Source organism: Pseudoxanthomonas sp. LARHCG66 (assembly GCF_052871755.1).
Window position 1 is genome coordinate 64671 of record NZ_JBIXJW010000003.1, and the last position, 21877, is coordinate 86547.

The 21877-nt window shown below is 65.3% G+C and carries 29 protein-coding genes; 14 read left to right on the top strand and 15 right to left on the bottom strand.

Annotated features, from left to right (window positions below; genetic code table 11):
• Positions 1 to 11: 11 nt before the first annotated feature.
• Entirely contained in the window at positions 12 to 926 is a 915-nt protein-coding gene (locus ACIPRS_RS10405) for an RHS repeat-associated core domain-containing protein (RefSeq protein WP_446538504.1), read from the bottom strand.
• Positions 927 to 946: 20 nt separating this feature from the next.
• Positions 947 to 6427, bottom strand: a complete 5481-nt coding sequence (locus ACIPRS_RS10410) for an RHS repeat protein (protein WP_446538505.1) — start codon at positions 6425 to 6427, stop codon at positions 947 to 949.
• 949 nt (positions 6428 to 7376) lie between these two features.
• Between ACIPRS_RS10410 and ACIPRS_RS10415 the strand changes: the two genes are divergently transcribed.
• Positions 7377 to 7709 (top strand): hypothetical protein, encoded by a 333-nt coding sequence (locus ACIPRS_RS10415; protein ID WP_446538506.1) that lies wholly within the window; start codon positions 7377 to 7379, stop codon positions 7707 to 7709.
• A 117-nt stretch (positions 7710 to 7826) separates the two neighbouring features.
• On the opposite strand, the gene ACIPRS_RS10420 is transcribed toward ACIPRS_RS10415, so the two are convergent.
• The gene (locus ACIPRS_RS10420) at positions 7827 to 8213 is read right to left on the bottom strand and encodes a hypothetical protein (RefSeq protein ID WP_337730967.1); all 387 of its coding nucleotides are present in this window, start codon (positions 8211 to 8213) and stop codon (positions 7827 to 7829) included.
• A gap of 202 nt (positions 8214 to 8415) precedes the next feature.
• Between ACIPRS_RS10420 and arr the strand changes: the two genes are divergently transcribed.
• Positions 8416 to 8817, top strand: a complete 402-nt coding sequence (gene arr / locus ACIPRS_RS10425; RefSeq protein WP_446538507.1) for an NAD(+)--rifampin ADP-ribosyltransferase — start codon at positions 8416 to 8418, stop codon at positions 8815 to 8817.
• A gap of 156 nt (positions 8818 to 8973) precedes the next feature.
• Here the strand turns inward: arr and ACIPRS_RS10430 are convergent, their stop codons facing one another.
• Genes ACIPRS_RS10430 through ACIPRS_RS10445 form a run of 4 tightly spaced genes read right to left on the bottom strand, consistent with a single transcriptional unit; the run spans position 8974 to position 10458 of the window.
• Positions 8974 to 9312 carry a YciI family protein gene (locus tag ACIPRS_RS10430; RefSeq protein WP_446538508.1) on the bottom strand — a complete coding sequence of 113 codons (339 nt, stop codon included), beginning with the start codon at positions 9310 to 9312 and terminating at the stop codon, positions 8974 to 8976.
• A gap of 47 nt (positions 9313 to 9359) precedes the next feature.
• Entirely contained in the window at positions 9360 to 9578 is a 219-nt protein-coding gene (locus ACIPRS_RS10435; RefSeq protein WP_192201365.1) for a hypothetical protein, read from the bottom strand.
• A gap of 38 nt (positions 9579 to 9616) precedes the next feature.
• Positions 9617 to 10033 (bottom strand): VOC family protein, encoded by a 417-nt coding sequence (locus tag ACIPRS_RS10440; RefSeq protein ID WP_446538509.1) that lies wholly within the window; start codon positions 10031 to 10033, stop codon positions 9617 to 9619.
• On the bottom strand, positions 10030 to 10458 hold the full coding sequence (locus tag ACIPRS_RS10445; RefSeq protein ID WP_446538787.1) for a helix-turn-helix transcriptional regulator: 429 nt from the start codon (positions 10456 to 10458) through the stop codon (positions 10030 to 10032). The genes ACIPRS_RS10440 and ACIPRS_RS10445 overlap by 4 nt, the downstream gene beginning before the upstream one ends.
• 173 nt (positions 10459 to 10631) lie before the next feature.
• On the opposite strand from ACIPRS_RS10445, the gene ACIPRS_RS10450 reads away from it, so the two are divergent.
• The 8 genes from ACIPRS_RS10450 (at position 10632) to ACIPRS_RS10485 (ending at position 14945) form a co-directional block, all read left to right on the top strand.
• On the top strand, positions 10632 to 10895 hold the full coding sequence (locus tag ACIPRS_RS10450) for a hypothetical protein (protein WP_446538800.1): 264 nt from the start codon (positions 10632 to 10634) through the stop codon (positions 10893 to 10895).
• A gap of 262 nt (positions 10896 to 11157) precedes the next feature.
• Positions 11158 to 11310, top strand: coding sequence for a hypothetical protein (locus ACIPRS_RS10455; RefSeq protein WP_337730972.1), 153 nt, complete (start codon positions 11158 to 11160; stop codon positions 11308 to 11310).
• Between the two features lie 102 nt (positions 11311 to 11412).
• Positions 11413 to 12561, top strand: a complete 1149-nt coding sequence (locus tag ACIPRS_RS10460; RefSeq protein WP_337731887.1) for a two-component system sensor histidine kinase NtrB — start codon at positions 11413 to 11415, stop codon at positions 12559 to 12561.
• Positions 12558 to 12917: a response regulator gene (locus tag ACIPRS_RS10465; protein ID WP_192201371.1), complete on the top strand. Its 360-nt coding sequence runs from the start codon at positions 12558 to 12560 to the stop codon at positions 12915 to 12917. Before ACIPRS_RS10460 ends, ACIPRS_RS10465 begins: the two co-directional genes overlap by 4 nt.
• A 167-nt stretch (positions 12918 to 13084) precedes the next feature.
• Positions 13085 to 13309 carry a hypothetical protein gene (locus ACIPRS_RS10470; protein ID WP_446538510.1) on the top strand — a complete coding sequence of 75 codons (225 nt, stop codon included), beginning with the start codon at positions 13085 to 13087 and terminating at the stop codon, positions 13307 to 13309.
• Positions 13306 to 13818 (top strand): nuclear transport factor 2 family protein, encoded by a 513-nt coding sequence (locus ACIPRS_RS10475; protein WP_446538511.1) that lies wholly within the window; start codon positions 13306 to 13308, stop codon positions 13816 to 13818. Before ACIPRS_RS10470 ends, ACIPRS_RS10475 begins: the two co-directional genes overlap by 4 nt.
• 93 nt (positions 13819 to 13911) lie before the next feature.
• Positions 13912 to 14481, top strand: coding sequence for a hypothetical protein (locus ACIPRS_RS10480; protein ID WP_446538512.1), 570 nt, complete (start codon positions 13912 to 13914; stop codon positions 14479 to 14481).
• Between the two features lie 14 nt (positions 14482 to 14495).
• Entirely contained in the window at positions 14496 to 14945 is a 450-nt protein-coding gene (locus tag ACIPRS_RS10485) for a hypothetical protein (protein WP_446538513.1), read from the top strand.
• On the opposite strand, the gene ACIPRS_RS10490 is transcribed toward ACIPRS_RS10485, so the two are convergent.
• From ACIPRS_RS10490 to ACIPRS_RS10505, 4 genes are all read right to left on the bottom strand, one after another.
• Complete coding sequence (locus tag ACIPRS_RS10490; protein WP_192201377.1) at positions 14914 to 15348, bottom strand: nuclear transport factor 2 family protein; 435 nt, start codon at positions 15346 to 15348, stop codon at positions 14914 to 14916. The two genes, ACIPRS_RS10485 and ACIPRS_RS10490, sit on opposite strands and share 32 nt — an antisense overlap.
• A 93-nt stretch (positions 15349 to 15441) precedes the next feature.
• Positions 15442 to 15864: a GFA family protein gene (locus tag ACIPRS_RS10495; RefSeq protein WP_446538514.1), complete on the bottom strand. Its 423-nt coding sequence runs from the start codon at positions 15862 to 15864 to the stop codon at positions 15442 to 15444.
• 16 nt (positions 15865 to 15880) lie between these two features.
• Positions 15881 to 16252, bottom strand: coding sequence for a YciI family protein (locus ACIPRS_RS10500; protein WP_446538515.1), 372 nt, complete (start codon positions 16250 to 16252; stop codon positions 15881 to 15883).
• Positions 16253 to 16325: 73 nt separating this feature from the next.
• Complete coding sequence (locus tag ACIPRS_RS10505) at positions 16326 to 17549, bottom strand: HD-GYP domain-containing protein (RefSeq protein WP_446538516.1); 1224 nt, start codon at positions 17547 to 17549, stop codon at positions 16326 to 16328.
• 104 nt (positions 17550 to 17653) lie between these two features.
• On the opposite strand from ACIPRS_RS10505, the gene ACIPRS_RS10510 reads away from it, so the two are divergent.
• Positions 17654 to 18058, top strand: a complete 405-nt coding sequence (locus tag ACIPRS_RS10510; protein ID WP_446538517.1) for a GFA family protein — start codon at positions 17654 to 17656, stop codon at positions 18056 to 18058.
• Here ACIPRS_RS10510 and ACIPRS_RS10515 read toward each other — a convergent pair.
• Positions 18049 to 18318, bottom strand: coding sequence for a hypothetical protein (locus ACIPRS_RS10515; RefSeq protein ID WP_446538518.1), 270 nt, complete (start codon positions 18316 to 18318; stop codon positions 18049 to 18051). The two genes, ACIPRS_RS10510 and ACIPRS_RS10515, sit on opposite strands and share 10 nt — an antisense overlap.
• A 179-nt stretch (positions 18319 to 18497) precedes the next feature.
• Here ACIPRS_RS10515 and ACIPRS_RS10520 point away from each other — a divergent pair, with 179 nt between their 5' ends.
• From ACIPRS_RS10520 to ACIPRS_RS10530, 3 genes are all read left to right on the top strand, one after another.
• On the top strand, positions 18498 to 19190 hold the full coding sequence (locus tag ACIPRS_RS10520) for a TetR/AcrR family transcriptional regulator (protein WP_298122995.1): 693 nt from the start codon (positions 18498 to 18500) through the stop codon (positions 19188 to 19190).
• 75 nt (positions 19191 to 19265) lie between these two features.
• On the top strand, positions 19266 to 20480 hold the full coding sequence (locus ACIPRS_RS10525; protein WP_446538519.1) for an NAD(P)/FAD-dependent oxidoreductase: 1215 nt from the start codon (positions 19266 to 19268) through the stop codon (positions 20478 to 20480).
• Positions 20481 to 20577: 97 nt separating this feature from the next.
• Complete coding sequence (locus ACIPRS_RS10530; protein ID WP_446538801.1) at positions 20578 to 20760, top strand: hypothetical protein; 183 nt, start codon at positions 20578 to 20580, stop codon at positions 20758 to 20760.
• Between the two features lies 1 nt (position 20761).
• Here ACIPRS_RS10530 and ACIPRS_RS10535 read toward each other — a convergent pair whose 3' ends face one another.
• The 3 genes from ACIPRS_RS10535 to ACIPRS_RS10545 are packed head-to-tail and all read right to left on the bottom strand — an operon-like array spanning position 20762 to position 21838.
• Complete coding sequence (locus ACIPRS_RS10535; RefSeq protein WP_446538788.1) at positions 20762 to 21196, bottom strand: hypothetical protein; 435 nt, start codon at positions 21194 to 21196, stop codon at positions 20762 to 20764.
• A gap of 15 nt (positions 21197 to 21211) precedes the next feature.
• Positions 21212 to 21418, bottom strand: a complete 207-nt coding sequence (locus tag ACIPRS_RS10540; protein WP_192201385.1) for a PspC domain-containing protein — start codon at positions 21416 to 21418, stop codon at positions 21212 to 21214.
• A 42-nt stretch (positions 21419 to 21460) separates the two neighbouring features.
• Entirely contained in the window at positions 21461 to 21838 is a 378-nt protein-coding gene (locus tag ACIPRS_RS10545) for a DUF5329 domain-containing protein (protein ID WP_446538520.1), read from the bottom strand.
• Positions 21839 to 21877: the final 39 nt, after the last annotated feature.

Here is a 21877-nt window from a genome sequence, read left to right on the forward strand (position 1 = left end):
GGCGTCTCTCGTCATGGCGTTGGTGGCATCCAGAAGTTGGTCTGCGAATCGAACGTCCAGCCCCGATCCCTCAGCAAGTTGCGCTCGGCGTTAAGGAACTGACCCGCTGTATCGCCAGGTGACGCATCGCGAATAGGCCTCCCAAGGCGCATCTCTTCACGCAAAACACCCGCATTTTGCCGCCAATTCGCTCTAGGGTTTCCAAGATTTGGCAAACGGGAGAGCAGCGATCTTTCGCCAGAACCAAGTCTTTGCAGGTCCTTGACACGACCGATAACCGTCGTCTCTGCATTTCTTGCACCGCCAAGCACCCCTCCGCCGGCGACAAAAGAGATGAGTGCATGAACGAAGCTCTTATGTGTTTCCTGCGCAAGCTTCAGTGTTTCGGTGTCGCCCCCGACGCTCTTAATGAGGCGTTCTTGACTCTCTGGCGTCTTGTGCCGCCTAAACAACCCTGCTGTTGTACTTTTCCCGCCAAACCCAACGTCGCCGAATCTCCCTCCTGACTGCTGTCGGCACCAATCGAGGTTGCACGAATCACCAATCCGCGGGAACCGTCCATCCGGGTCGGTGAACTTGTACGGATTGTTGTTGGCATACCAATAGCGATTGAAGTTGCCACCACTACTGCCATCAGCTGTCACCGGATCAACGCTGAGGAACCTTCCGATGGTGGGGTCGTAGTACCGCTGCTGCATATACGTCAGCCCGGTGGCCGCATCCTGCACATGCCCGGTGTAACCCGGCCCATCCTTCACCGGTCCCGCCACCTGCGCCCCATAGGGCTCGTACTCGGTGGTCTCGATGACCACCTTGTTGGCATCGGTCACCGCGATCGGTGTACCCAAGGCATCCGTGTGGATGTACTCCACCGTCGTCTGTGCATGTGCCGCCAGACTGATCCCCAGCCACAGCAGCGCCGCCATCGCTCCTCTCATATACCGGCTCATTGGATCGGCCCTCCACCACCACCGGTCGCATACGCCGGTGGAGACCAGACAGAACACCCCAGCGCGTTGCAGGCGCGGACCTCGTACGGTGACACGCACGTGGGCGGCGAATAACGCGACAGCCACGTATTGGGACCCTGGTACACCAGCCCGCCTGTATTGCGCAGTTCATAGCTGGTGGCGCCGCCCGACGGACTCCACGCGATCTCGCAAGAATGAGTGTCCTGGTATGCGGTCAGTCCCTGCGGCACCGGCGGCGTCGCCAGCGTGATCGACTTAACCGCCGACATCCCACCGCAACCCGCCGAGTTGCATGCCATCACCTGGTACTCGTAGGTCCCCGGGGGCTTGCCGATGACCTGGGTCTGGTTGAATGCCTCGTTGTAGATTTCCGTCCAGCCTCCACCCGCCGGACGCTCCTGCAGGCGATACGACGTGGCAGCCGACACCGTGGTCCAATTGATTACGTACCCCCCCGTCTCGCTGCTGGACGGCAACGTCAAGGTGGGCACGCCCGTGGGCGGCAGAGTCACCAGCACGCTTCCGGTTGAGGAGTAAGGACCGCAACCAGCGGCATTGCAGGCCCGCACGCGATAACCATGGGTGCCGGCAGGTCGCCCACCCACGGCGCTGCCGCCGCCCGCCGCATTGTGGATCAACGTCCAGGCGGCGCCAGACAGGCTTTCTTCCAACTGGTAAGTCGTAGCCCCGGTCACGCCACTCCACGACACGGTGTAGCTGCCTGTGTGGCTGCTGGCAGGCACCGTCAACGACGGGGCCGCGCCCGGCGCCAAGGTCACCGCGACCACACTGGTTGCCGAATAGGGGCCGCAACCCGCCGCGTTGCACGCCATTGCCCGGTACTCATGACTCCCGCTGGCGCGGCCACTGACCGTCGTGCTGGTACCGGACGTATCATGGATCACCGTCCATGCCCCACCGGACGGGCGCTCTTCCAGCCTGTAGCTTGCTGCCGCCGCCACCGCCGTCCAACTGAGGCTGTAGCTGCCCGAATAGCTGCTGGCGGGTGCGGTCAGGGTGGGTGCGCTCGCGGGGGCATGCACGGACTGGGTGGTTCCTGTGCCGGACACCGGCCCGCATCCCGCGGGATTGCATGCCTTCACCCGGTACGCGTAAGCGCCCGCCGTCTTGCCGCTGTATGCCTTGCTCAGCGCACCCGTGTTCTGCTCGACCGTCCAGCCCCCCCCGTTCGCGCTCTGTTCCAGCGTGTAGTTCGTCGCGCCTGCAATGGACGTCCAGCTCACGGTGTAGTTGCCGTTGAGCGCCGTGGCCGGCACCGTCAGGCCGGGTGCCGACGCAGGCGCCAGTTCCACCGTCACCGTACCGGTGTTGCTCCAGTTGCTGCAGGTGCTGGCCTGGCAGGCACGGACGCGATAGGCATAGCTGCCACTGCCCTTGCCGGAATAGCCACGCTGCACGGCACTCCCCGTGTACGCGGCCTGCCAGCTGCCGCCGCCGACCGACTCCTGCAATTCGTAGCCGGTCGCCGTCGCCGTGGCCGACCACGAAACCGTGTAGCTGCCGTTGCTGCTGTACGTCGGCACGGACAGGCTCGGCGTACCCGGCGCCACGATGGTGGTGACCCGCGCCACCAGGCTTCCCGCCAGCATCACGTACTCATGGTGCTTGCCGGTGCGCGCATCCTCCTGTCGGCGCAACGCGCCCTCCTGACCATACATGGAGCGGATACGCCCCAATGTGGGCGACGTCGCTTCGACGCGCCGACCATGACCGTCGTAGCGATAGGTTTCCTTGCCGGTCGCCTCTCGCAAACGGTTGCCGTAGTCGAACTGGTACAACTGCCCGTTCTTGTTGGCCAGATTGCCTTGCTCGTCGTAACCGAATCCCACCACGGTCACGCCACCGGACTTGATGTTGCCCAGTCGCATGCTGGTGTCGTACACGTACTGGTGATTCCGCGTGTTGTTGCCACCCGTAACCACCACCGAGGTCAGATTGTCCAGCGCGTTGTAGCCGTAGCTTGCCGTGCCGAACATCGGCGACACTGCCTGGGTCAACCGGTCCAGTCCGTCGTAAGTCATGCTGCGGGTTTGCCTGGCCGCCGCAGTGTGGTCGGTGATGCCGCTGACATTGCCGACGCCGTCATACGCGTATCCCAGGTCCAACGGCTTGGTCCCGCCAATGGAATCCGTGCTGCGCGCCGGCAGTTGGCGGGCGTTCTGCGTGAGCGTGTGGACGATGCCGTTGCCGTAGGTGAACTGCTTGACGGCGCCGTTGGGGTAGTAGCTTGCCGCAGTAGCGTATGTCCCCGCCTGCGTGGGCTGGCCCAGCGCGTTGGGAGCCTGATTGACGACCAACCCCGAGGGATAGGTCAGGGTGGACAGATGTCCATGGGTCTCATACGCATAGCCTATGCTCCAGGTGTAATCAGGCTGCGCGACGGACTCGCCCGTCAACAGGCGACGGCGGTTGTAGGTGTAGGCATTGACCACCTGCGTGCCCAGGTTATCGGATGGCGCACTGTTGTAGGTCGTGATGCTGGCGGGAAGCCCATCACGCGTATAACTCCACGACTGGTCACCCTTGCCATCAGGGAACACGATCATCTGGAGTCTGTTGCGGGCGTCATACATGCGATCGACCCGTCGACTGATCACGCCCGCCTTCGTGTGTTCGCAAGGCCCTGAAGGCGACCATGACAGTCCTGCCGCGCTCCAGCTCAGATTCCCGGCACCATCGTAGCCATAGGCGCTGGTACCGGTCTCGTTTTCACTGCTCTTGCACAGCTGCTGATGCGCGTCATACGCGTAGTAGCGGCGCTGCCAGGCAATGTTGTCGTTGCTGCGCCGGGTCAGCGTGAGTGGCTTGCCGAACACGTCACGCTCGATCTCCGTACGTGTGTTTTCCGGATGCTGGATCACGGTCGCCTGCTCGTAGCTTGGCTGATCGAACATCTGGTACCACGTGCTGGTCTGCCGCTGATGCGGATCCGTCACGCGGGTGTACAACCCATTGGCGTCGCTGAGGTACTGGGTCTGGGTGACCAGCACGCTGGGCGACAACTCGCTGTCCTGCGAAACCGATGTCGTCCTCCCCAAGGCATCGTAGTCGGTCCACGTGCCGGTATTCAGCACATCCGTCGTGCCGGGGTAGGACGCGAACGTCGTCCTTCCCTCGTGGTCGTAGGCGAATCGCTGGAAGCGCCTGGTACCCACCTCGTTGGCGGCGTCGTACTCGCGCTTGACCTGGGGCCGCCACAACGCATCGAAGTAGGTGATCTTGCGGGCATTGCCGGTGCTGACGGTCTGTCGCCAGTGGCCGGCAGGAATGCCGTACTCGGCCGTTGCCACGGGCTCGAATACCTGGGTGGTGACCGCCCACTTGCTGTCGTCGCAGGCCCCTGCCGTGGTTTCGGATGGAAAGGTGACCTGGGATATGCGCCCCATGGCGTCATACGCGTAGCAGGTCTTGTAGCCATTCTCATCGATCACCGACGTGATCCATCCGCTGTCGTCCACGACGGCCGATTGCACCGCGCCGGTGGAAGCTTCCGGCGTGGCCGGATACTGGATGGTCTGGGGGATGCCGCGCTTCCAGTTACTGGCGGTCGTGACGTTGTTGTTGCCGTCCTTGACCGTGGCGACCGTGCCGTCGGTGTTGTAGGTCAAGGTCTGCATGATTTTGCCGTATGACTCGCTGATCGACGGTCGTGCCAAGGTGTCGAACGTCGATTCGGAGACCTCATGTCCATTCACGACAAGCTTCTGTGTCTGGCCCAGCACCCAGAGCGACTGGTTGTCGTGGTAGGTCGTGGTCTCGATCTTGGCCTGACTTCCTGCGGCGGAGTTGGTCCGGGTAACCACCACCGGCCTGGCAAGCGAATCGAAGGCGACCGAGTTCGTGAAGTCGATGCCGCCCCGACTGGTCTTCGAGGTCTGGCGTGGCCTGTGATACTCCGAGGTGAAGCCATCGAAGTTGTGGCGCAGGCTCATGCCGAAGCGCTCCGGATAGACCTGCGGCGCCATGCTGAGGTCGTAGGTGAACGTTTGCACTTCCATCAATGGATCTGTGACGCTTCCCCTCTCGATCCGCAACAGCTTGCCTTCGTTGTAGCGGAAGCTGTTGCCGTGGTAATACTTGGTCCGCTCATTGTCGGGACCCAGCACGATGGTTTCCGCACTGCGCGCACAGGCATCGGACGTACACAACGGCTCACCACATGTACTGCCAACAGGGCACGGCGTCATCATGTCGCCCCCCGGATAGAAGTCATAGCTGATGTTGGGCGTGTAGCTGTAGTTCCATTCGCTGACCGGCATGCCGGGACCCGACATGGTCTTTTTCTTCAACGAGTACAACTCATAGGAAATCGCCCATTCGTTGACATCGTCGCTGGTGTTCGTGCCCGAGGAACCACCCCAGTCGAAATTGTGGCAACTGACGGGTACGTTGCTGCGACCATGCAGAAGCCACTCCAGCTCGAAAGTCCCCACCGCTCCTGAAGGATGCTGGATGGTTCCCGTGACAAGGGTAGGGCCGATCGGCATGTTGAAGCGCCAGAAGCAATCCCGCGTGGGTTCTGGAAATGGCTGCGATGACGGCGGCGGATAGTGCAGCGATGCCGAGGTGAAGGCAGCGAAATTGATGCTCCAGCTGCTCGCGTCGGGCTGGATCACAGCCGACAGGCTTCGATTGGCGCCCGTCCCGACGTACTGGTAGGTCCACGTGCGACTGCCTTGCGTAACCGTGGAAACGTGCCCTTGTGCGTTGTAGGCGATGTTCAGGGCTCGGCCGTCGCTGCCCGTGATGCTCGTCAGCCGACCGGGCGCATTCCATGCATTGGTGTACTGGTACAGGACCGTGTTGCCGAAGCGGTCCTGCACCTTCGTGGCGTACAGCACATTCTTGCGACGAGCGATCTGGCTGCCGCCGTTGGCGCTGCTCATGTCCGGCTCGTGATACTGCGCCATCCAGTCGAACCAATATTTGGTGCCGTCCGGCGTGATGGCCAGGAAGCCCTCGCCCGTCGTGTTCTTGATGGAGCTCAGGCAGGACACGTAAGCCTGTCCGGTCGTCATCCAGTGGAACGGGCCGCCCGTCGATGGTTGATACGCGCCACTGAGAACCTGCAGAAGCTCGCCCCCTGCCCCACCCGGGATATTGAGCGTATTGCCTTGCCAGAAATCGCTCAAATTGATATCCCATACAGGGGCATTCGGCGTTGCTTGATGCGCGGGAGCCGAACAGCGACGTCCCGGATCACCCGGCACGCCTGCCGTCCAGTTTGGCGCGAACGTGCCACTGATGCTGGGGACTTCCAGGTCCCAATCGGCCAACATCTTGTCCATTACGCGTCCGTACTGGTTCTGCACCGCGTAGGAGCGGGAGAACGCGACGGACAGACTGTTGTTGCCCGGAATCGCGACATCCGTTGCCGAGAACGACAATGAACCATTGGCTAGACTGACTTGATCGCCGAAGAGGTCGGACTTCAAGCTGGCGACTTGTTGCGCCGACTCGATGCGCTTGTCATGTTCATCCCACGGATATCTGGCCGTGGCGGATTGGGCAGCGGCTTCTCCACCGACCCCCAGAACCACTGCAATCATCCATCCCGCTGCCCGCTTGCGCGCAGTATCCATGGCGTCCCCGACATTCGTCTCCTTGGCGGATCCCGTCATGGAATCCGCACCCCTGTCACCGAACATACCGTCGGCGTGCGATGGAAGAAAGTGGCGGCACCACGTAAATGCATGAAGTTGATGTCACGCCTGTAACAACGCCCCCCCATCACTACAACCAGGCCTTCGATACGGCCCAAAACAAATGGGGCCATACGGCCCCATTTGCTCTGCGCTTACGCAACAAACATCGGCAACCCTCACCCCGACCCCCGCTCTCCTCCTCTGGCTCCCCCCTCCTCCGGCTCCACCCTCGCCCGCTTGCCTTGAACCGTACCGACAGCTGCTTGCGCAACGAATCCCGACCTCCGCTCTTGCCCGCCAGCTTGAACAACTCATAGCCCTCCACGCTGCCCGACATGATGTCGCTGCCCAGCGCCATCTCGGTGGCCAGCATCCGCTGGTACAGGCGCATCACCAGTACCGTGCGTGCCCGAGGCGCCCCTGCCTGCTGGGCGTATGGCATCCCGAGTCGCAGCTTTTCGAGATGCGCCACTTCGTACCGAGGCAGCGGCTGCGGGCTAAGTTCACGAACATCAGGTTCATCGCCGCGGGGGATATCTCGCCCATCCCCATAGGGAAATGCCCCCGCCACACGTCTACCGTCATGGATAGGCGCTGTTCGCAGCCCGTGCACTGTCGAGCGATGATCAAAGACCACCCGAATCCGTACCTCCAGGCCTCGCTCCACGAGCTATCCGCTGCCCTGCATCGGTGTGCAGGCCAACTGCAGACGGCGAATGGGACCGTAGAGCGCCAGGACGTGGCACACCTGCTCCTCGCCGTCGCCAAGCGCCTCGCCCCCAAGGACAAGCGCCTGGGAGAGCCGGCCAATCGCGTGCGTGCGGGTGCAGACGTCCTTACAGAGTTCTGGCCACGCTACGAACTCGAGAAGCGCGCAATTCGCTGGCACCTGTTCCACCAAGCCGCAGAGGCCGCCGGACTCACGCCTGCGGACTTCGGTGCGTACTTCACACTGACAGGGCGGCCCCTGACGGACCGCGTCCTGGAAAGCGAAGATGGCTACCGCGAAGCCCTGGATTGGATTGAAGAAGCCCGTCGTGCAGGTGGCTGGGCCTCTCGCCAAGTTGAGTAGAACCCCAAGTTGGGCCAGGAAACTGGAGTCAGAGTGCAATTGCTTCCGGACGACCGGTGAACCTCGCGACGCCGTAGCACCGCGCATGCCGGGTGTCAGTCATCAGCCAAGCGCCCTCTAAGGCTCGCCCTGGAACACCAGCGTCACCTTGGGCCTCGCCGGGTCACCCGCGCTGTACTGCGTCTGTGGAAAGTCGGGATAGTCCGGGTAGCTCGCATGCAACGTGTCGTTGGACCGCCAACGCAGCTTCAGCGGTGCGTGGTCGAAGGGGGCATCGAACCCGGCAACGCCGGTGGAGGCCATGCACTCGGCCTTGCGCGAAGACTCCAGCACCGTCACCTGCGTGCGCCGGTAGGTGGTCAGGCTGCAGCCGCAATGGCGCAGCTCGGCCTTCAGCGTACCGTCGGGAGATGGCAGCGTGTCGACGTATTCGTCCACACAACCGCAGGCGGTCAGGCCGCATAGCAACACACACGAAACCACGACGCGCGACAGCTGCTTCATGACTGACCGACTCCCAAGCGACACGACATTCCCGTCCCCATCCTGCCAGCCATTCGCGCCATCGCAAAGCGCACAAAAAAGGGAGACGCGCTGCGCCTCCCACCCTCAATTTATATAACGCCCGGGGGCTTGCGGCAAGGCCCGCCGCGGGCTGCAGTATCGCCGGCCTGTCGATACGGCAGGCCACCGGAACACCACCCCCATGCGCGATACCGAGATCCATTACCACGGCACCAAGGCGAAACTGGCGCCCGGAGATCTGATCGTCGCGGGCTACACTTCAAACTTCGGAAAGCGCCGCATCGCCAGGTACGTCTACTTGACCGCGATGCTGGAAGCAGCCACATGGGGCGCAGAGCTTGCGGCCGGCGAAGGCCGCGGACACATCTACATCGTCGAGCCGAGCGGCCCGTTCGAGGACGATCCCAACCTCACCAACCAGCGCTTCCCGGGCAATCCCACCCGGTCATATCGGACGCGCGATCCGCTGCGTGTGGTCGCCGAAGTGAAGGGCTGGATCGGCCACACACCCGAGCAACTCACCACCATGCGCGATCGCCTGGCGGAACTGGATCGACAGGGCGTGGAAGCCATCGAGGACTGAGGGCGACTGCCTCCGCATAGTGCGCGGCTAGCGGAAAACACACGCCATAGCCTGTGCTGAACGAAGTGAAGCCCAACATCGCGCATCGTCCGACGCTCCGATGTTGGGCTTCGCAGGCTCAGCCCAACCTATCCCGCTGACCGCGCGCCCACCGCCTCACGACGCCGGATCGAACATGAACACCCGCAGCTCCTGCTCGCATCGGCACGCCTTCGCGATGCGCGCCGCCCAGGCGATGGCCTCCTCGCGGGATGGCAGTTCGAGTACGGTGAAGCCGCCGTTGAGCGGCGGCGCCCATGGGTATCCGCCTTCGGCGAAAGCGCCATCGCCCGACACGAGTACCGGCGACACACTCTCGTCGATGCCTCCGCCGAAGACGTACACCCCCGCGACTTTCGCCTGCTCGATCACCGCGCGCGAATCGCGGCCGGCCGCTTCAAGTTCGTCGCCGGATACGACCATCGCAGCACTGGGAAAGGAAATCAGATACTTCATCGTGCGTCCTCTGCTGGGCGGGGTGACGGAACCGGTCGCACGTCGATCTACCCGCTGCGTGCACCACTGCGGCGCTTGCCGAGATACGGCAACGCGAACAGGTACAGGCCCGTGAGCAGCAGCAACGCCAACGGCAGCAGCGTGAACAGGCCGACATACAGCGCGATCTTTTCCTGCCCCATGACCAGCAGGTTGGCGATGACAGCCAGGGTGAAAGTGATGGACAGCCAACGATGGAACTGACGGATCCAGGCGTTCCCGTTCATTGCGATCTCCTGTGCAAGCGACACGATGGCGTGGACGCTCAGTGCGCCGCGCGCCGGGACTCGATCATCTTCCAACCGTTCCCCGAGGGGTCGCGGAAGTTGGCATCTACATTGCCGTAGCGCGCTTCCGGCGCCTGGGTGAACTCCACGCCGTTGGCGCGCATGCGCTCGTACTCGGCGTGGCAGTCGTCCACGTTGAGCACCAGCGGCGGCATGGCGCCCTTGGCGACGATGGCGTTGACCGCCTGCGCAGTGGCGTCGTCCAGCACCGGCGCCTGTGCCTTGAACAGGCCGAGCTGGACGGATGGCTGGTCGGGATGCTGCACGGTCAGCCAGCGGTAGTCGCCGTTGCGTACGTCGGTATGCACGCGGAACCCGACCTTGCCGACATAGAACGCCAGTGCTTCATCCTGATCGCGGACATACACACCGACCACCCCGATACCCTGACTCATGGAACCTCCTGCCTGGTTGAGGGCGCTTTTGTATCACCGCCCTCCTGCCGCCGCTTCTCCGAAACTGCGGTGGTGAGGCCGGGCCGGTAGGCGGCGCTGACATAGCAATGCGGCACGCATTCCAGCGCGTGGCAGGCGGCCTGTTCGCGTGCACGTAGTTCACCCGGGCTTTCGCCGGTGATGTCGCGGAAGGTACGGCCGAACGTGCCCAGGCTGTTCCAGCCGGTCTGCAGGGCGATGTCGAGGACGGGCGTATCGGTGTCGCGCAGCAGCGCCTTGGCGCGCTCGATGCGGCGCGTCAGCAGGTAGCGGTGCGGTGGAATGCCGAAGGCTTCCTTGAACGAGCGCGCGAAGTGCGCTTCGGACACATGGCTCACGCGCGCGAGGCGTTGCACCGGCCACGCCTCGTGCGAGGCGGCATCCATCCGGTCCTTCGCGCGCAACAGGCGGCGCAGCAGATCGGGATCCTGGCCCGTGCGGCCTTGTACCGGCGTGCTCACGTGTCGTGTTCCATGGCTGGCGGTTCCCTTTCCGGCGTTTCCGGGCGCACGATACTCCACCCCGCGCCCTGCGCGCCCACCTGCCCAGGCGCCACGCCATGACCCGGCCCTCCACGCCCTACGCACCGATCAACTGCGAATTCCACGACGTGTTGGAAGCCACGGCGACCCGGCGCAGCACGGCCTCGATCCGGTTCGTGGATGAAGACGGCGCGCAGCAGCAACGCAATGCACGGATCATCGCGCTGTATGCGAACGGGGGCAGCGAATACGCCGAACTCGACACCGGCGAACGCATCCGCCTGGACCGGCTGGTCTCGGTGGATGGCGAAGTGCTGGCGGACTACACGCCGCCGACGTGAGCGGGAGCGCGCGTTCAGGCGCGCGGGGCTCAGGTGAAGCCCGCGTTCCTGTGCGGTGCTGCGTGCTCTGCGGTGTGCGTCGTCACGCGTCAGGAACGCCATTCATGCGAGGGTGACGCACACCTGAGGGGAAATCACCGTGTCCACGCGCATATCAGCACCTTTGCCGGATGGCTTCTCGTGGCGAGTGGAGGATCAACGACGAACCCTCGTCTGCCACGGCCAACCCATCGTCGAGATCGGCCCCGAACGACAGGGATGGATGGCCAGGATCCTGATCTCCGGCAAGGGCATTTCGCAGGAGCAGGTCGCGGTACGCTCGCTGGATGCCGGTTCGGGCTGGGCCGCACGCTGGATGCTGGAACGCCAGACCGCCCTGCTCCGTGCGGTCGCGGAACTGCCCCCCGCGTCCTGACGCCAGTGCTCGCCGGCCATGCCCGACACGTCGAAATCCGCTGCCCGAACCGATCAGCGCGAAGCTCCCGATTCCTATCGCGACTCCGCGCATATGGATCCCATGCCGGACAGCGGGACCGCTGACCAGCTTCCGGACATCGAAGAAAGGCAACTCAAGCGCCTGATCGATGGCGTCGTCGACTTCGCCATCTACATGCTGGACACCGAAGGGTATGTGCGCAGCTGGAATACCGGTGGCGAGCGCATCAAGGGCTACACCCGGGAGGAAGTCATCGGCACCCACTTCTCGCGCTTCTACACCCCGGATGACATCGCCAGTGGCGCACCCGCGCGGGGACTTCGCATCGCACGGGCGGAAGGACGCTTCACCGCGGAGGGCTGGCGCGTGCGCAAGGATGGCTCCGCGTTCCATGCCAGCGTGGTGATCGACCCCATCTGGCAGGACGACGTGCTGGTCGGCTACGCGAAGGTCACGCGCGACATCACCGACCGCCTCGAACACCAGGAACGGCTGGAGCAATCCCGCGATGCCCTCCTGCAGTCGCACAAGCTTGAAGCCATCGGCAAGCTGACGCTAGGTCTGGCGCATGACTTCAACAACCTGCTCAACATCATCATCAACAGCCTGGAACTCGTGGATCACTACACTATGCAACCCAAGGCGAAGAAGCATCTGCAGGGCGCGATGCGGGCGGCGGAGCGTGGCGCGCTGCTCACCCGGCAGTTGCTGACCTTCGGCACCGGACGCGTGCTGGTATCGGAACGGCATTCGGTGGCCACCGTCATCCACGATGCGATGGATACGTTGCGGCGCGCATGCCACGACGGCGTGACCCTGCATGCCCGCTTCGATGACGACCTGCCCGGGATCGATGTCGACCGCGAACAACTGGAAGCCGCCCTGCTCAACCTGGTGTCCAACAGCCGCGATGCGATGCCCGCCGGAGGTCACATCGCGATCACGGCGACGCTGCGAGACTGCGCGCTCCCGCACGCTGCGGATGCGCCACCCAGTCGCTTCATCTGCATCCAGGTCAGCGACAACGGCGAAGGCATTCCGGTGGAAGACCAGGCACGCGTGTTCGAGCCTTTCTACACCACGAAGGAGGTGGGCAAGGGCAGCGGGCTGGGCCTGAGCCAGGTGTTCGGGTTCGCGCGCCAGTCCGGCGGATTCGCGGAACTGAAAAGCGCTTCCGGCGAGGGCACCACCGTTTCCCTTTGCCTTCCCGTCCCACGAGATTCCGAATGACCGACGCCAGACGCCTGCTGCTGATCGACGACGAAGCCGACCTGCTCGACATCCTCTCGGATGCGTTCGAGATCGCCGGGTTCGAGGTCGTGACGGCCATCGATGGCCAGAAGGCCATGGCATGCCTGCATGACGGGACGCACTTCGATGTCGTGATCTCGGACGTGGCCATGCCGGGCCACATCTCCGGCATCGATGTGGCCCGGGAAGCCGCTGCCCTGCATCCCGATGCCCGCGTGATCCTTGCCTCGGGCCATCCGCGCGCGGAACTGCCGCCGCTGCCGGACCGCGTGCGCTACCTGCCCAAGCCCTACCGGGTCACCCAGCTGCTGCAGACGATCAACGCTGCGGACTGAACACCGGGTCGCGGAGGCGCGCCTGCACGCAGGCTTTCGTCCAACGTACGCCGGACTTGGTCGCCCGTGCCGTGCTTTCGTCGCGCGCGCATTGTCCGCCGCACCCTGCCCCGGCACGCTGTCCGCATGCCGCCCGTTGGTGGCGCGCCGACAGAAGGAGCCTCTCCATGAAGACCCTCATCGCCCTGCTCGCCTGGTGCCTGCTGTTCGTGCTGTGGTGGCCGCTCGCCCTGCTGGCGCTGGTGGCGTGGCCGCTGGTGTGGCTGCTGTCGCTGCCGTTCCGTCTGGTGGGCATCACCTTCTCCGCCCTGTTCTCGTTCCTGCACGCCGTGCTGATGCTGCCGGCGCGGCTGCTGGGCGGACGTCCGCGCGCACCGTTGGTGTCGGCATGAGCATCGTTCGGTCACGCATGGCGAAGGCCGCGCTGTCCGGCTCGATGGGCACCGTGCTGCTGTTCGGCGCGGTGGAATCCGCCGCTGCGGCCGAGCGCACGCCCGAACAGCTCACCCAGGTGATCGATGCACTGGATACGGCGGTGTTCGATACCTTCAATACCTGCGCCGACCCCGCGCAACTGGTGAAGCACGCCGGCTACTTCGACGAGGCGGTGGAGTTCTACCACGACAACGGCGGCGTCACCTGGACGCGCGAGGACATGATCGGCCGGACCCGCGACAACGTATGCGGCCACTATCGGCGCGAACGAGTGCCGGGCACGCTGGAGGTATTCCCGATCAAGGGCTTCGGCGCGATCGCACAAGGCACGCACCGGTTCTGCGCGCTGTCGTCCGGCACCTGCGAAGGCGAAGCCGACTTCGTGATGGTCTGGCGCGAACGCGACGGCCGCTGGCAGGTCACCCGGGTGCTCAGCTATGCGCACCGTGCGGCGGCGGCGCCCTGACTTCGCACTGGCTTCACACAGCCTCCGCCAGCTGCCCATCACCCCGGCCCAGCATGTCCCCGCGACCTCGACGGGGTCCCGGGAGACATGACGATGACAAGCGACACCCTGCCTGACGCGACACACTGGATCCGCCTGCTGCGCTCCCTGGCGTGGGGTGGTGCCGCTGCACTGTTGCTGCTGCCCTGGGTGGCGATGCAGTTCACCGCCGACGTCGTGTGGACGGCATTCGATTTCGCACTGTTCGGCGCCATGCTGCTGACCGCCTGCCTCGCCTTCGAAGCCATGGCGCGGGGCGCGCGCGTGCCGGCCTACCTGGCCGCGAGCGTGATCGCGATCGGTGCGGCGTTCCTGCTGGTGTGGGCGAACCTGGCCGTGGGCATCGTGGGTGAACCGGAGGACCCGGCGAACCTGCTGTTCATGGGGGTGCTGGTGATGGGGGGCGTGGGCGCTCTCCTGGTTCGCCTGCAACCACGAAGGATGGCGCGCCTGTTGGTGGCCATGGCCCTGGCGCAGATGGCGGTGGGCGCCATCGCACTACTGATGCAGGCGCATGAGTCCGCGGTCTCCGTGCTGGCGGTTACCGGCCTCTGCACGGCCATCTGGCTACTGTCGTCCACACTCTTCAGAAAGGCCGCGCGCTCGCCCATCGGCGCACCATGATCCCGGCCACCGGCATGGCGCGCGTGCTGATGGCCATTACGATGATGGCATGCATGGGATGTGGTCGGGATCCCGCCTACATCGAGTACCACCCTGATGCGAATGGCGACAAGCCGGACATCTTCGAGTTGGGCCATGTGCAGGTCTGCACGCTTGAACCGCGCGACCTCCCTGCCCTCTTCGATCAGGTTGACGCGTTCGCGCGGAGCCGATCGATGTACCTGCACGGGATCGCGGCCCCGGATGACCGTGTCCTCCTGGTCTACACGCGGGGTACGCCCATGCGGATCCACCTGATGGTCGAACGGCTCACGCAGGAACACTACCGGGTGGGAATCTCTTCGCACCTAGGCGCCGGATGCGACGACGTCTGCCACCATGCCGTGCGGCACGATCTCTGTCCCTCCAACGCATCACCGCGCACGCCCGTCATCAGCGCGGCTTCGAATGCCACAGCGCATTGACGATGATCCAGCGTCCATCGAACCGGCCCATGTGGAAGTGGTCCACGAACCACGGGGTCTCCAGGCGCACGGCGGCAGTCTCGGCGGTGACATCGAGCACGCGGCAGGTGCGGTTCCACGCATCCTTCGGCGTTTTCAGCACGCCCTGCCGGGTCAGGCTGACCAGTTCTTCCTTCGACATGCGGCGCAGGCCGAGGCGCTCGTCCGGCGTATCGCCGATCACGGCGCGCTTGGCCAGGTCCGGATGCAGCGCGCGCGCCACGCGCGCCGGATCACCTTCCAGTTGGCCGTCGACGTAGTCGAAGCAGGTCGCCTCGATGGCGGCGAGCGTGGCGGGATCGGCTGCAGGCGCGGCCGGGGCGGAAGCACTGGCGGCAGCCAGGACGAGGGACAGCAGTGACATGGCGTTCGCCTTCGGTCGCGTCATCGATGGAAGGCGATCATGGGGGAGGTCCGCGCGCGGGACACGTGCCGGAAGTCCACGGCGGGCCGGCACCTACAGGTACGACGGCGATGCCGGCGGATGGTCCCAGTCGTCGTGGCGCCCATCCTCGTACTGCACGGGGATGGCAGCGAACCGTGCATCGTCCATTCCGTCCAGGGTGGCGACGTTGACCGCGTGGAACCAGCCGTTGAAGGGCGCCATCTCCAGGTATCCCCTGCTGAAACCGCGCACGCCGCAATGGCGGCAGAAGTAGTGGTGCACATGGCCGGCGGGCCATTCGGAAGCGTGGGCCTGGTAATCCGACAGGGCGTCGGCGCCGTGGAGCAGGCGGAAGCCCTCGCCGAGGGCGAACACCTTCCACATGCGCGTCTTCAGGCAGAAGCTGCAGTTGCAGCGACGCGTGCCGGCGGCGAGGTCGAGCTCGCACTCGAAGCGCACGGCGCCGCAATGGCAACTGCCGGTGTAGGTCTGCATGGAGCTTCTCCTCCGGTCAGCCGGCGATGAGGGCGTCGGCGGGCGGTTCCTCGATGGGGCGCACTTCGCATTCGATATCCCATTCATCGCCATGCACGTCGAGGAAACGGCGGGTGTGGGCGATGGCGTCGTCGAGCGAATCGGCACGCAGGATGGCATAGCCGCCGATGACCTCCTTCGCCTCGGTGAACGGGCCGTCGGTGACCCGGATGTCGCCGAAGCGCGAGCGGACGCGGGCACCTTGCGCGGTGGGCAGCAGGCCTGCGGTGTCGAGCAGGATACCGGCGGCGGACATCTCGCCGATCAGCGCCATCATGTCGGTCATCAGCCGCTCGCTGGGCTGCTGGCCGGTGGTTTCGTCGATCCGGATCATCGAAAGGAATCGCATGGTCTGCCTCCCGGGGCGTTGGACACTGACCTTGCGACGAACGGGCGCGGCCGGGATCGACAACGACGGGCGATCAGGGCAGCCAGAGTTTCTCTAGGTCGCGGAAACCCCACTTGGCGGGCGACTCCACGCCCACGATGCGCTCGCGCTCACCGGCCGTGGCCAGGTCCACGTCGACGCTCAGCAGGTGCGTGCGCGACTTGGCGGAATAGAACACCCGCACGCGCGGCGCCAGCAGCGTAGCCGGGTTCTGTTCCACCACCACCGCCAGCCGGTCGCTGGACAACCGCACCAGGGCGCCGATCGGGTAGATGCCGATGCTGCGCACGAAGGCCTTCATCAGCATCTCGTCGAAATGCCCCTGCCAGCTGGCCATGCGGCGCAGCGATTCAGCCGGGTCCCAGCCGGCCTTGTACGGGCGGTCGGAGGTGATGGCGTCGTAGACGTCGCAGATGGCGCTCATGCGGGTCAGCAGCGGCAGCTCCGCGCCGGACAGGCGTTGCGGATAGCCGCCGCCGTTGATCTTTTCGTGATGGTGGCGGGCGATATGCAGCACCGCTTCCTGGCTTACGCCGCCCTCGCGCAGCAGGCGTTCGCCCTGCACGGGGTGCTGGCGGACGATGTCGAACTCTTCGTCGGTCAGCTTGCCGGGCTTGTTCAGCACGTCCTGCGGCAGCATGGCCTTGCCCATGTCGTGCAGCAGCCCGCCCAGCGCCGCATCGCGCACCTGCTCCTCCGGCAACTGCAGCTGCCGCGCCAGCATGGCCATCAGCGCGCCGACGGCGACCGAATGCAGGTAGGTGTAGCTGTCCGCGTTCTTCAGCCGCGCCACGCTGACCAGCGCCGTGGGGTGGCGATCGACCGAACCGGTGATCTCGTCCAGCAGCGGCAGCACGCGGCCGGCATCCACGCTGTTGCCCAGCCGCACTTCACGGAACATGGCCTCCACGGCCTCGCGCCCTTCGTCGCAGATGCGGCGTGCGCGGGCCAGCTCCGAGGCCAGACTGACGGTGCTGTCGTGCACGACGGGGCGTCGCCGCGCTTCCGCAGGTCCGGCGACGGGTGGGGCGTCGACGGTCCCGGGAACGGCCTCTTCTTCGCCTCCGTCCTCTCCGTCTCCCTGACTGCGCGACAGGTCGACCACCACCTGCTCCACACCGCTGTCCTGCAGTTGCGCCAGGCGTGCCTCGTCCAGGACGAACGAGGTGCGCCAGAACGGGTGCTGCATCCACGGGCCGAGCAGCTTCTGCACATACATGCCGGGCCGCAGCTCGGCAACGTCGACGGTTTGCAGCATGCACGGCTCCGGGAGTGGAGGGGTCCGGTATGCTCCCGCCCATCGGCCAGGCACGGCGGGGCGACCCCGTCAGCCCCCGGAACGATATCGGCACGGGAGGCCGCATGCTGAAGACCTATCGGGGAAGCTGCCATTGCGGCGCGGTCCGCTTCGAGGCGGACATTGACCTGACCCGGCCCACTTATCGCTGCAACTGCTCGGTGTGCCGGCGCAACCGGTTCTGGCCGGCCATCGTGATGCCGGACGCGTTCCGCCTGCTGGCGGGCGAAGGCGAGCTGGTCGAGTACCGGTTCAATGCGTTGCGCAACTCGCACCATTTCTGCCGCACCTGCGGCGTGCGGCCGTTCGGGATCGGCAACAACGTGCCGGACGGGCAGCGGATCTACGGCGTCAACCTGGGGTGCCTGGAAGACGCCACGCCCGAGGAACTGGACGCCGCGCCGATCACCTACGTGGACGGGGCGCACGACAACTGGCAGCAGGCACCGGCGATCACGCGCTACCTCTGAGCCGAGCGCGGTTGCTCGGCGGCTTCGTACTGGATCTCACCCGCGCGCATCACCCGCACCACGTCGGCCAGCGCCAGCACATCGGTGGCAGGGTCGTGCCCCGGCAGCGCCAGGTCCGCATCCATGCCCGGCGCGATGCGGCCGTCGGGCCATGCCACCCCGGTCGCCCGCTCGATCACCCAGGTCTGCGCCCGCGCCGGCTCCGTGGTCACGCAAATGCCCCACAGGCAGCCCAGCACCCATCCCGATATCCGCCGCATCTCCCCTCCCGTCTGTCGGCCCGTCGGCCCCGACACCCCGTCCAGGTCAAGCGCGCGAGGCGTCGCGCCCGCCGACGGGTGCCGGGATGCCATGCCGATGTCACGCGGTTGCAACAGTCGCATGACCTTTTTGCTAGGCTGCGAAGATCGTCGCAACCGGACGTGCGCAGGGAGTTCCCATGAGCATTTCTTCCGAATATCTGGAAAACGTTTTCAACGATGCATCCTCGACGGCTTCGCCGTTGCGTCCCCGCCCACAGGTGGACCTGTGCCGGCGTGGCGAGATCCGTGCGGAGAAGTTCCTCGACGCCGCCACCGAAGTCTTTGCCGAGAAGGGTTACCAGCATGCGCGACTGAGCGAGATCGTCGCCCGCGCCGGTGGCTCGCTTGCCACCCTGTACCGGATCTTCGGCGACAAGGAAGGCTTGGCCAGCGCGATCCTCGAGCGCCGGCTGGACATGCATATCCACCTGCTCAGCGACCTCAACCTGACCGAGCTGCCCCCCGAACAGGCGCTGCGCCGGGTGGCGATCCGCATGGCACAGGTGATGGCGCGTACCGATTCGCAGGTGGTCTACCGCATCGTGATCGGCGAGGGACAATCCTTCCCCGCCCTGCGCGACTGGTTCCTGGACCACGCGGTGGCGTCCATCCGCGCCACGCTTGCGGACTATTTCGAACAGCAGGTGGCCGCCGGACGCATGCAACTGGCGTCGCCCAAGGCGGCGGCGGCGCAGTTCTACATGAGCCTGTTCGGCGACCAGATATTCCGGCTGGCGGCCGGCAGCCCGCAATTGCCGGATGTCGACACGCTGGAAGCCCAGGCGCTCGCGTCGGTGGAGCTGTTCCTGCAGGGCGCATTGCCGCGCTGACGGAACACCACGCCTTCACCGTTCCGTCCCGCCTTGCCTGCCAGCATGGCGTCGTCGTCACGGCGCGGGACAGGCATGGATCTCAAGAGCGGGTACCCCTTCTGGGCGGTCAGCAATGGCCTGATGCAGGCGTTCCCGCCGCTGGCGTCCGACCATCGCTGCGATGTCGCCGTGCTGGGTGGCGGCATCACCGGTGCGCTGATCGCGGATGAACTGGCGCAGCATGGTTTCGATGTCGCGGTGCTCGAGCAGCGGGACATCGGCTGGGGCAGCACGGCCGCCAGCACGGCGCTGCTGCAGTACGAAATCGACACCCACATGGTCGACCTGGCCAAGCGCTATGGCGAGGACGATGCCGCCCTCGCCTACCTTGCCTGCGCCAAGGCCATCGACCAGCTGCGCGAGGTCGCCGCGCCGTGGCGCGATGTCGGCTTCGCGCGCAACAAGAGCCTCTACTACGCCAGCCGGCGTCGCGATGTGCGGCCGATGGAAGACGAGCATGCCCTGCGCCTGCGCCACGGACTGGAGGTGGAACTGCTGTCGGCGGACCGGGTGCGGGAAGACTACGGCTTCGAGGCGGCAGCGGCATTGCTCAGCACCCAGGCCGCGCAGGTGGATCCCTACCGCCTGACCCACCGGTTGCTGCAACGCCTGCATCGCCAGGGCACCGCGGTATTCGACCGCACGCGCGTGATCGACCTGCATGCGACGTCGCGCGGCGTGACACTACGCACGGTGACGGGTTTCAGCGTACGCGCCGCGCATCTCGTGGTCGCGGCCGGGTATGCCAGCCAGCACTGGTTGCGGCGGAACGTGGCGCGCAACCACAGCAGCTATGCGGTCATCAGCGACCCCTTGCCCGACGAGCAGCTCGGCTTCCTCCGGGACACGCTGCTGTGGGAAACCGCACGCCCCTATCTGTATGCGCGCAGCACCGCTGACGGTCGCCTGCTGCTGGGCGGCGAGGACGATGCCGTGGACATCCCGGCCAAACGCGATGTGCGCGTCGAGAAGAAGGCACGGACACTGCTGAAGCGGCTGCACCATCTGTTCCCGGAGTGGGAGGTCACGCCGGCTTTCTCATGGGCCGGCACGTTCGCCGAGACCGCCGACGGCCTGCCCTTCTTCGGCCCGCACAAGCAATGGGGGCCGCGCGTGCACTTCGCCATGGCCTACGGTGGCAACGGCATCACCTACAGCATGCTCGGTGCCGGCCTGCTGCGCGCGCTGATCGAACGCCGCAAGCATCCACTGTGGCCGTTGTTTTCCTTCGAACGCCTGGAACGGTGACCCGGGGCAGCGATGTTGCGCACCGTTGACGTGGCCGTCATGCGGCGATTACGCGGGAAGCCGCACGCTGGCCATTCATCCACACCGGAGCACCGTCATGCCCCGTGGCGACAAATCCGCCTATACCGGCAAGCAGAAACGCCAGGCGGAACACATCGAGGAAAGCGAACGCGAACGCGGCCGTTCAAAGGAAGATGCGGAACGCATCGCATGGGCCACCGTGAACAAGCTGGACGGTGGCGGCAAGAAGTCCGGTTCCGGTCGCGCGAAGCCCCACTGACCTAGGGAGAACGCGAAGGCCACCAGCCCTCGCCGGTCAGCGCGTAGCGGTCGGCGGCACGTTCGAAGGGATTGCGTACGCTGACGCCGCCGCACAGCAGGTACACCGGCAGGAACAGCGGGCCCAGCACCATGTACTGGTAGACGTGCGCGCGCTCGTGGTCGCCCAGGCGGATGGGCGGATGCTGCATGCGGCCGGCGCGGTGTTCGTAGGTGATGCATTCCGCCTCCAGCGTGTCACCGGTGTGCAGGATGCTGTTGCCGAAAGTGATGGCGCCCCCCGGGCCCCACGGCCAGCGGTGGAACACCAGCGCGAAATCACGCCGGCTCCATTCGACACGTGCCCCGAACGCCATGCCGACAACGCCGGCAACGGCCCCGATGAGCGTGTTGGGAACGGCCCAGACGATGCCGAGCGCACGCGCGACCCAGAGCATCGTCGAGGCCACGGTTCAGTCCTGTTCGTTGGGCATCAACAGCCAGAGGATCAGGTAGACCAGCATGCCCGGAAACGCCGCGGACGCGATCGACACGATCACGAAGATCACCCGCAACAGCGTGGGGCTCCATCCATAACGGTGCGCAATGCCCCCCATGACGCCCGCGATCATGCGATCGTTCAGCGAGCGCGCGAAGGGCTTGGAAGTGGTGTTGTTCATCGCCGGCAACTCCCCACGGTTGTTCGCGGCCAGTCTATCGCGTCAGCGGCCGGGGCCGCCTGAACCACGCAGCGCGTCCAGCTTCAGCCGGAACCACGTCGCCGCCGGTTGCGCCGGTTGTCCCGGACAACGCACCTGGTAGGCACGCCCGCTCATGCTGCTCTTGCTGGCGGCGCGCTCGATGAACTGCTCGGCGGTATCGACCAGGTCACGCTTCAGCAGGTAGTCGTACTTGCGCTGCAGGTGCTTGCGCGCTTCCTCGCGCCCATGCCACGCACCATTGCGCTGGAATTCGCAGGACGAGGCCGACAGCGCATCCATCAATCCCTGGATCTCGCGCTTGGCGGTCGCAGAAGGTGCAGAGAGTGCCGGGCCGACGACGGCGAGCAGAACGGCAGCGACAGTGCAGCGTGACAGCATGTGGTTACCCTACCGCAAGACAAGTGAAGCAAGCACGCC

Bases quoted from the DNA above. Each gene is read 5' to 3' on its own strand.
- ACIPRS_RS10540 (WP_192201385.1), bottom strand. From the start codon at position 21,418: ATGAACAACACCACTTCCAAGCCCTTCGCGCGCTCGCTGAACGATCGC.
- ACIPRS_RS10405 (WP_446538504.1), bottom strand. From the start codon at position 926: ATGGCGGCGCTGCTGTGGCTGGGGATCAGTCTGGCGGCACATGCACAG.
- ACIPRS_RS10530 (WP_446538801.1), top strand. From the start codon at position 20,578: ATGCCCCGTGGCGACAAATCCGCCTATACCGGCAAGCAGAAACGCCAG.
- ACIPRS_RS10505 (WP_446538516.1), bottom strand. From the start codon at position 17,549: ATGCTGCAAACCGTCGACGTTGCCGAGCTGCGGCCCGGCATGTATGTG.
- ACIPRS_RS10445 (WP_446538787.1), bottom strand. From the start codon at position 10,458: ATGGATGCCGCCTCGCACGAGGCGTGGCCGGTGCAACGCCTCGCGCGC.
- ACIPRS_RS10490 (WP_192201377.1), bottom strand. From the start codon at position 15,348: ATGTCACTGCTGTCCCTCGTCCTGGCTGCCGCCAGTGCTTCCGCCCCG.
- ACIPRS_RS10515 (WP_446538518.1), bottom strand. From the start codon at position 18,318: ATGCGGCGGATATCGGGATGGGTGCTGGGCTGCCTGTGGGGCATTTGC.
- ACIPRS_RS10485 (WP_446538513.1), top strand. From the start codon at position 14,496: ATGGCGCGCGTGCTGATGGCCATTACGATGATGGCATGCATGGGATGT.
- ACIPRS_RS10440 (WP_446538509.1), bottom strand. From the start codon at position 10,033: ATGAGTCAGGGTATCGGGGTGGTCGGTGTGTATGTCCGCGATCAGGAT.
- ACIPRS_RS10430 (WP_446538508.1), bottom strand. From the start codon at position 9,312: ATGAAGTATCTGATTTCCTTTCCCAGTGCTGCGATGGTCGTATCCGGC.
- ACIPRS_RS10455 (WP_337730972.1), top strand. From the start codon at position 11,158: ATGGCCAGGATCCTGATCTCCGGCAAGGGCATTTCGCAGGAGCAGGTC.
- ACIPRS_RS10495 (WP_446538514.1), bottom strand. From the start codon at position 15,864: ATGCAGACCTACACCGGCAGTTGCCATTGCGGCGCCGTGCGCTTCGAG.
- ACIPRS_RS10460 (WP_337731887.1), top strand. From the start codon at position 11,413: ATGCCGGACAGCGGGACCGCTGACCAGCTTCCGGACATCGAAGAAAGG.
- ACIPRS_RS10465 (WP_192201371.1), top strand. From the start codon at position 12,558: ATGACCGACGCCAGACGCCTGCTGCTGATCGACGACGAAGCCGACCTG.
- ACIPRS_RS10545 (WP_446538520.1), bottom strand. From the start codon at position 21,838: ATGCTGTCACGCTGCACTGTCGCTGCCGTTCTGCTCGCCGTCGTCGGC.
- ACIPRS_RS10480 (WP_446538512.1), top strand. From the start codon at position 13,912: ATGACAAGCGACACCCTGCCTGACGCGACACACTGGATCCGCCTGCTG.
- ACIPRS_RS10475 (WP_446538511.1), top strand. From the start codon at position 13,306: ATGAGCATCGTTCGGTCACGCATGGCGAAGGCCGCGCTGTCCGGCTCG.
- ACIPRS_RS10535 (WP_446538788.1), bottom strand. From the start codon at position 21,196: ATGCTCTGGGTCGCGCGTGCGCTCGGCATCGTCTGGGCCGTTCCCAAC.
- ACIPRS_RS10435 (WP_192201365.1), bottom strand. From the start codon at position 9,578: ATGAACGGGAACGCCTGGATCCGTCAGTTCCATCGTTGGCTGTCCATC.
- ACIPRS_RS10510 (WP_446538517.1), top strand. From the start codon at position 17,654: ATGCTGAAGACCTATCGGGGAAGCTGCCATTGCGGCGCGGTCCGCTTC.
- arr (WP_446538507.1), top strand. From the start codon at position 8,416: ATGCGCGATACCGAGATCCATTACCACGGCACCAAGGCGAAACTGGCG.
- ACIPRS_RS10500 (WP_446538515.1), bottom strand. From the start codon at position 16,252: ATGCGATTCCTTTCGATGATCCGGATCGACGAAACCACCGGCCAGCAG.
- ACIPRS_RS10420 (WP_337730967.1), bottom strand. From the start codon at position 8,213: ATGAAGCAGCTGTCGCGCGTCGTGGTTTCGTGTGTGTTGCTATGCGGC.
- ACIPRS_RS10470 (WP_446538510.1), top strand. From the start codon at position 13,085: ATGAAGACCCTCATCGCCCTGCTCGCCTGGTGCCTGCTGTTCGTGCTG.
- ACIPRS_RS10520 (WP_298122995.1), top strand. From the start codon at position 18,498: ATGAGCATTTCTTCCGAATATCTGGAAAACGTTTTCAACGATGCATCC.
- ACIPRS_RS10525 (WP_446538519.1), top strand. From the start codon at position 19,266: ATGGATCTCAAGAGCGGGTACCCCTTCTGGGCGGTCAGCAATGGCCTG.
- ACIPRS_RS10450 (WP_446538800.1), top strand. From the start codon at position 10,632: ATGACCCGGCCCTCCACGCCCTACGCACCGATCAACTGCGAATTCCAC.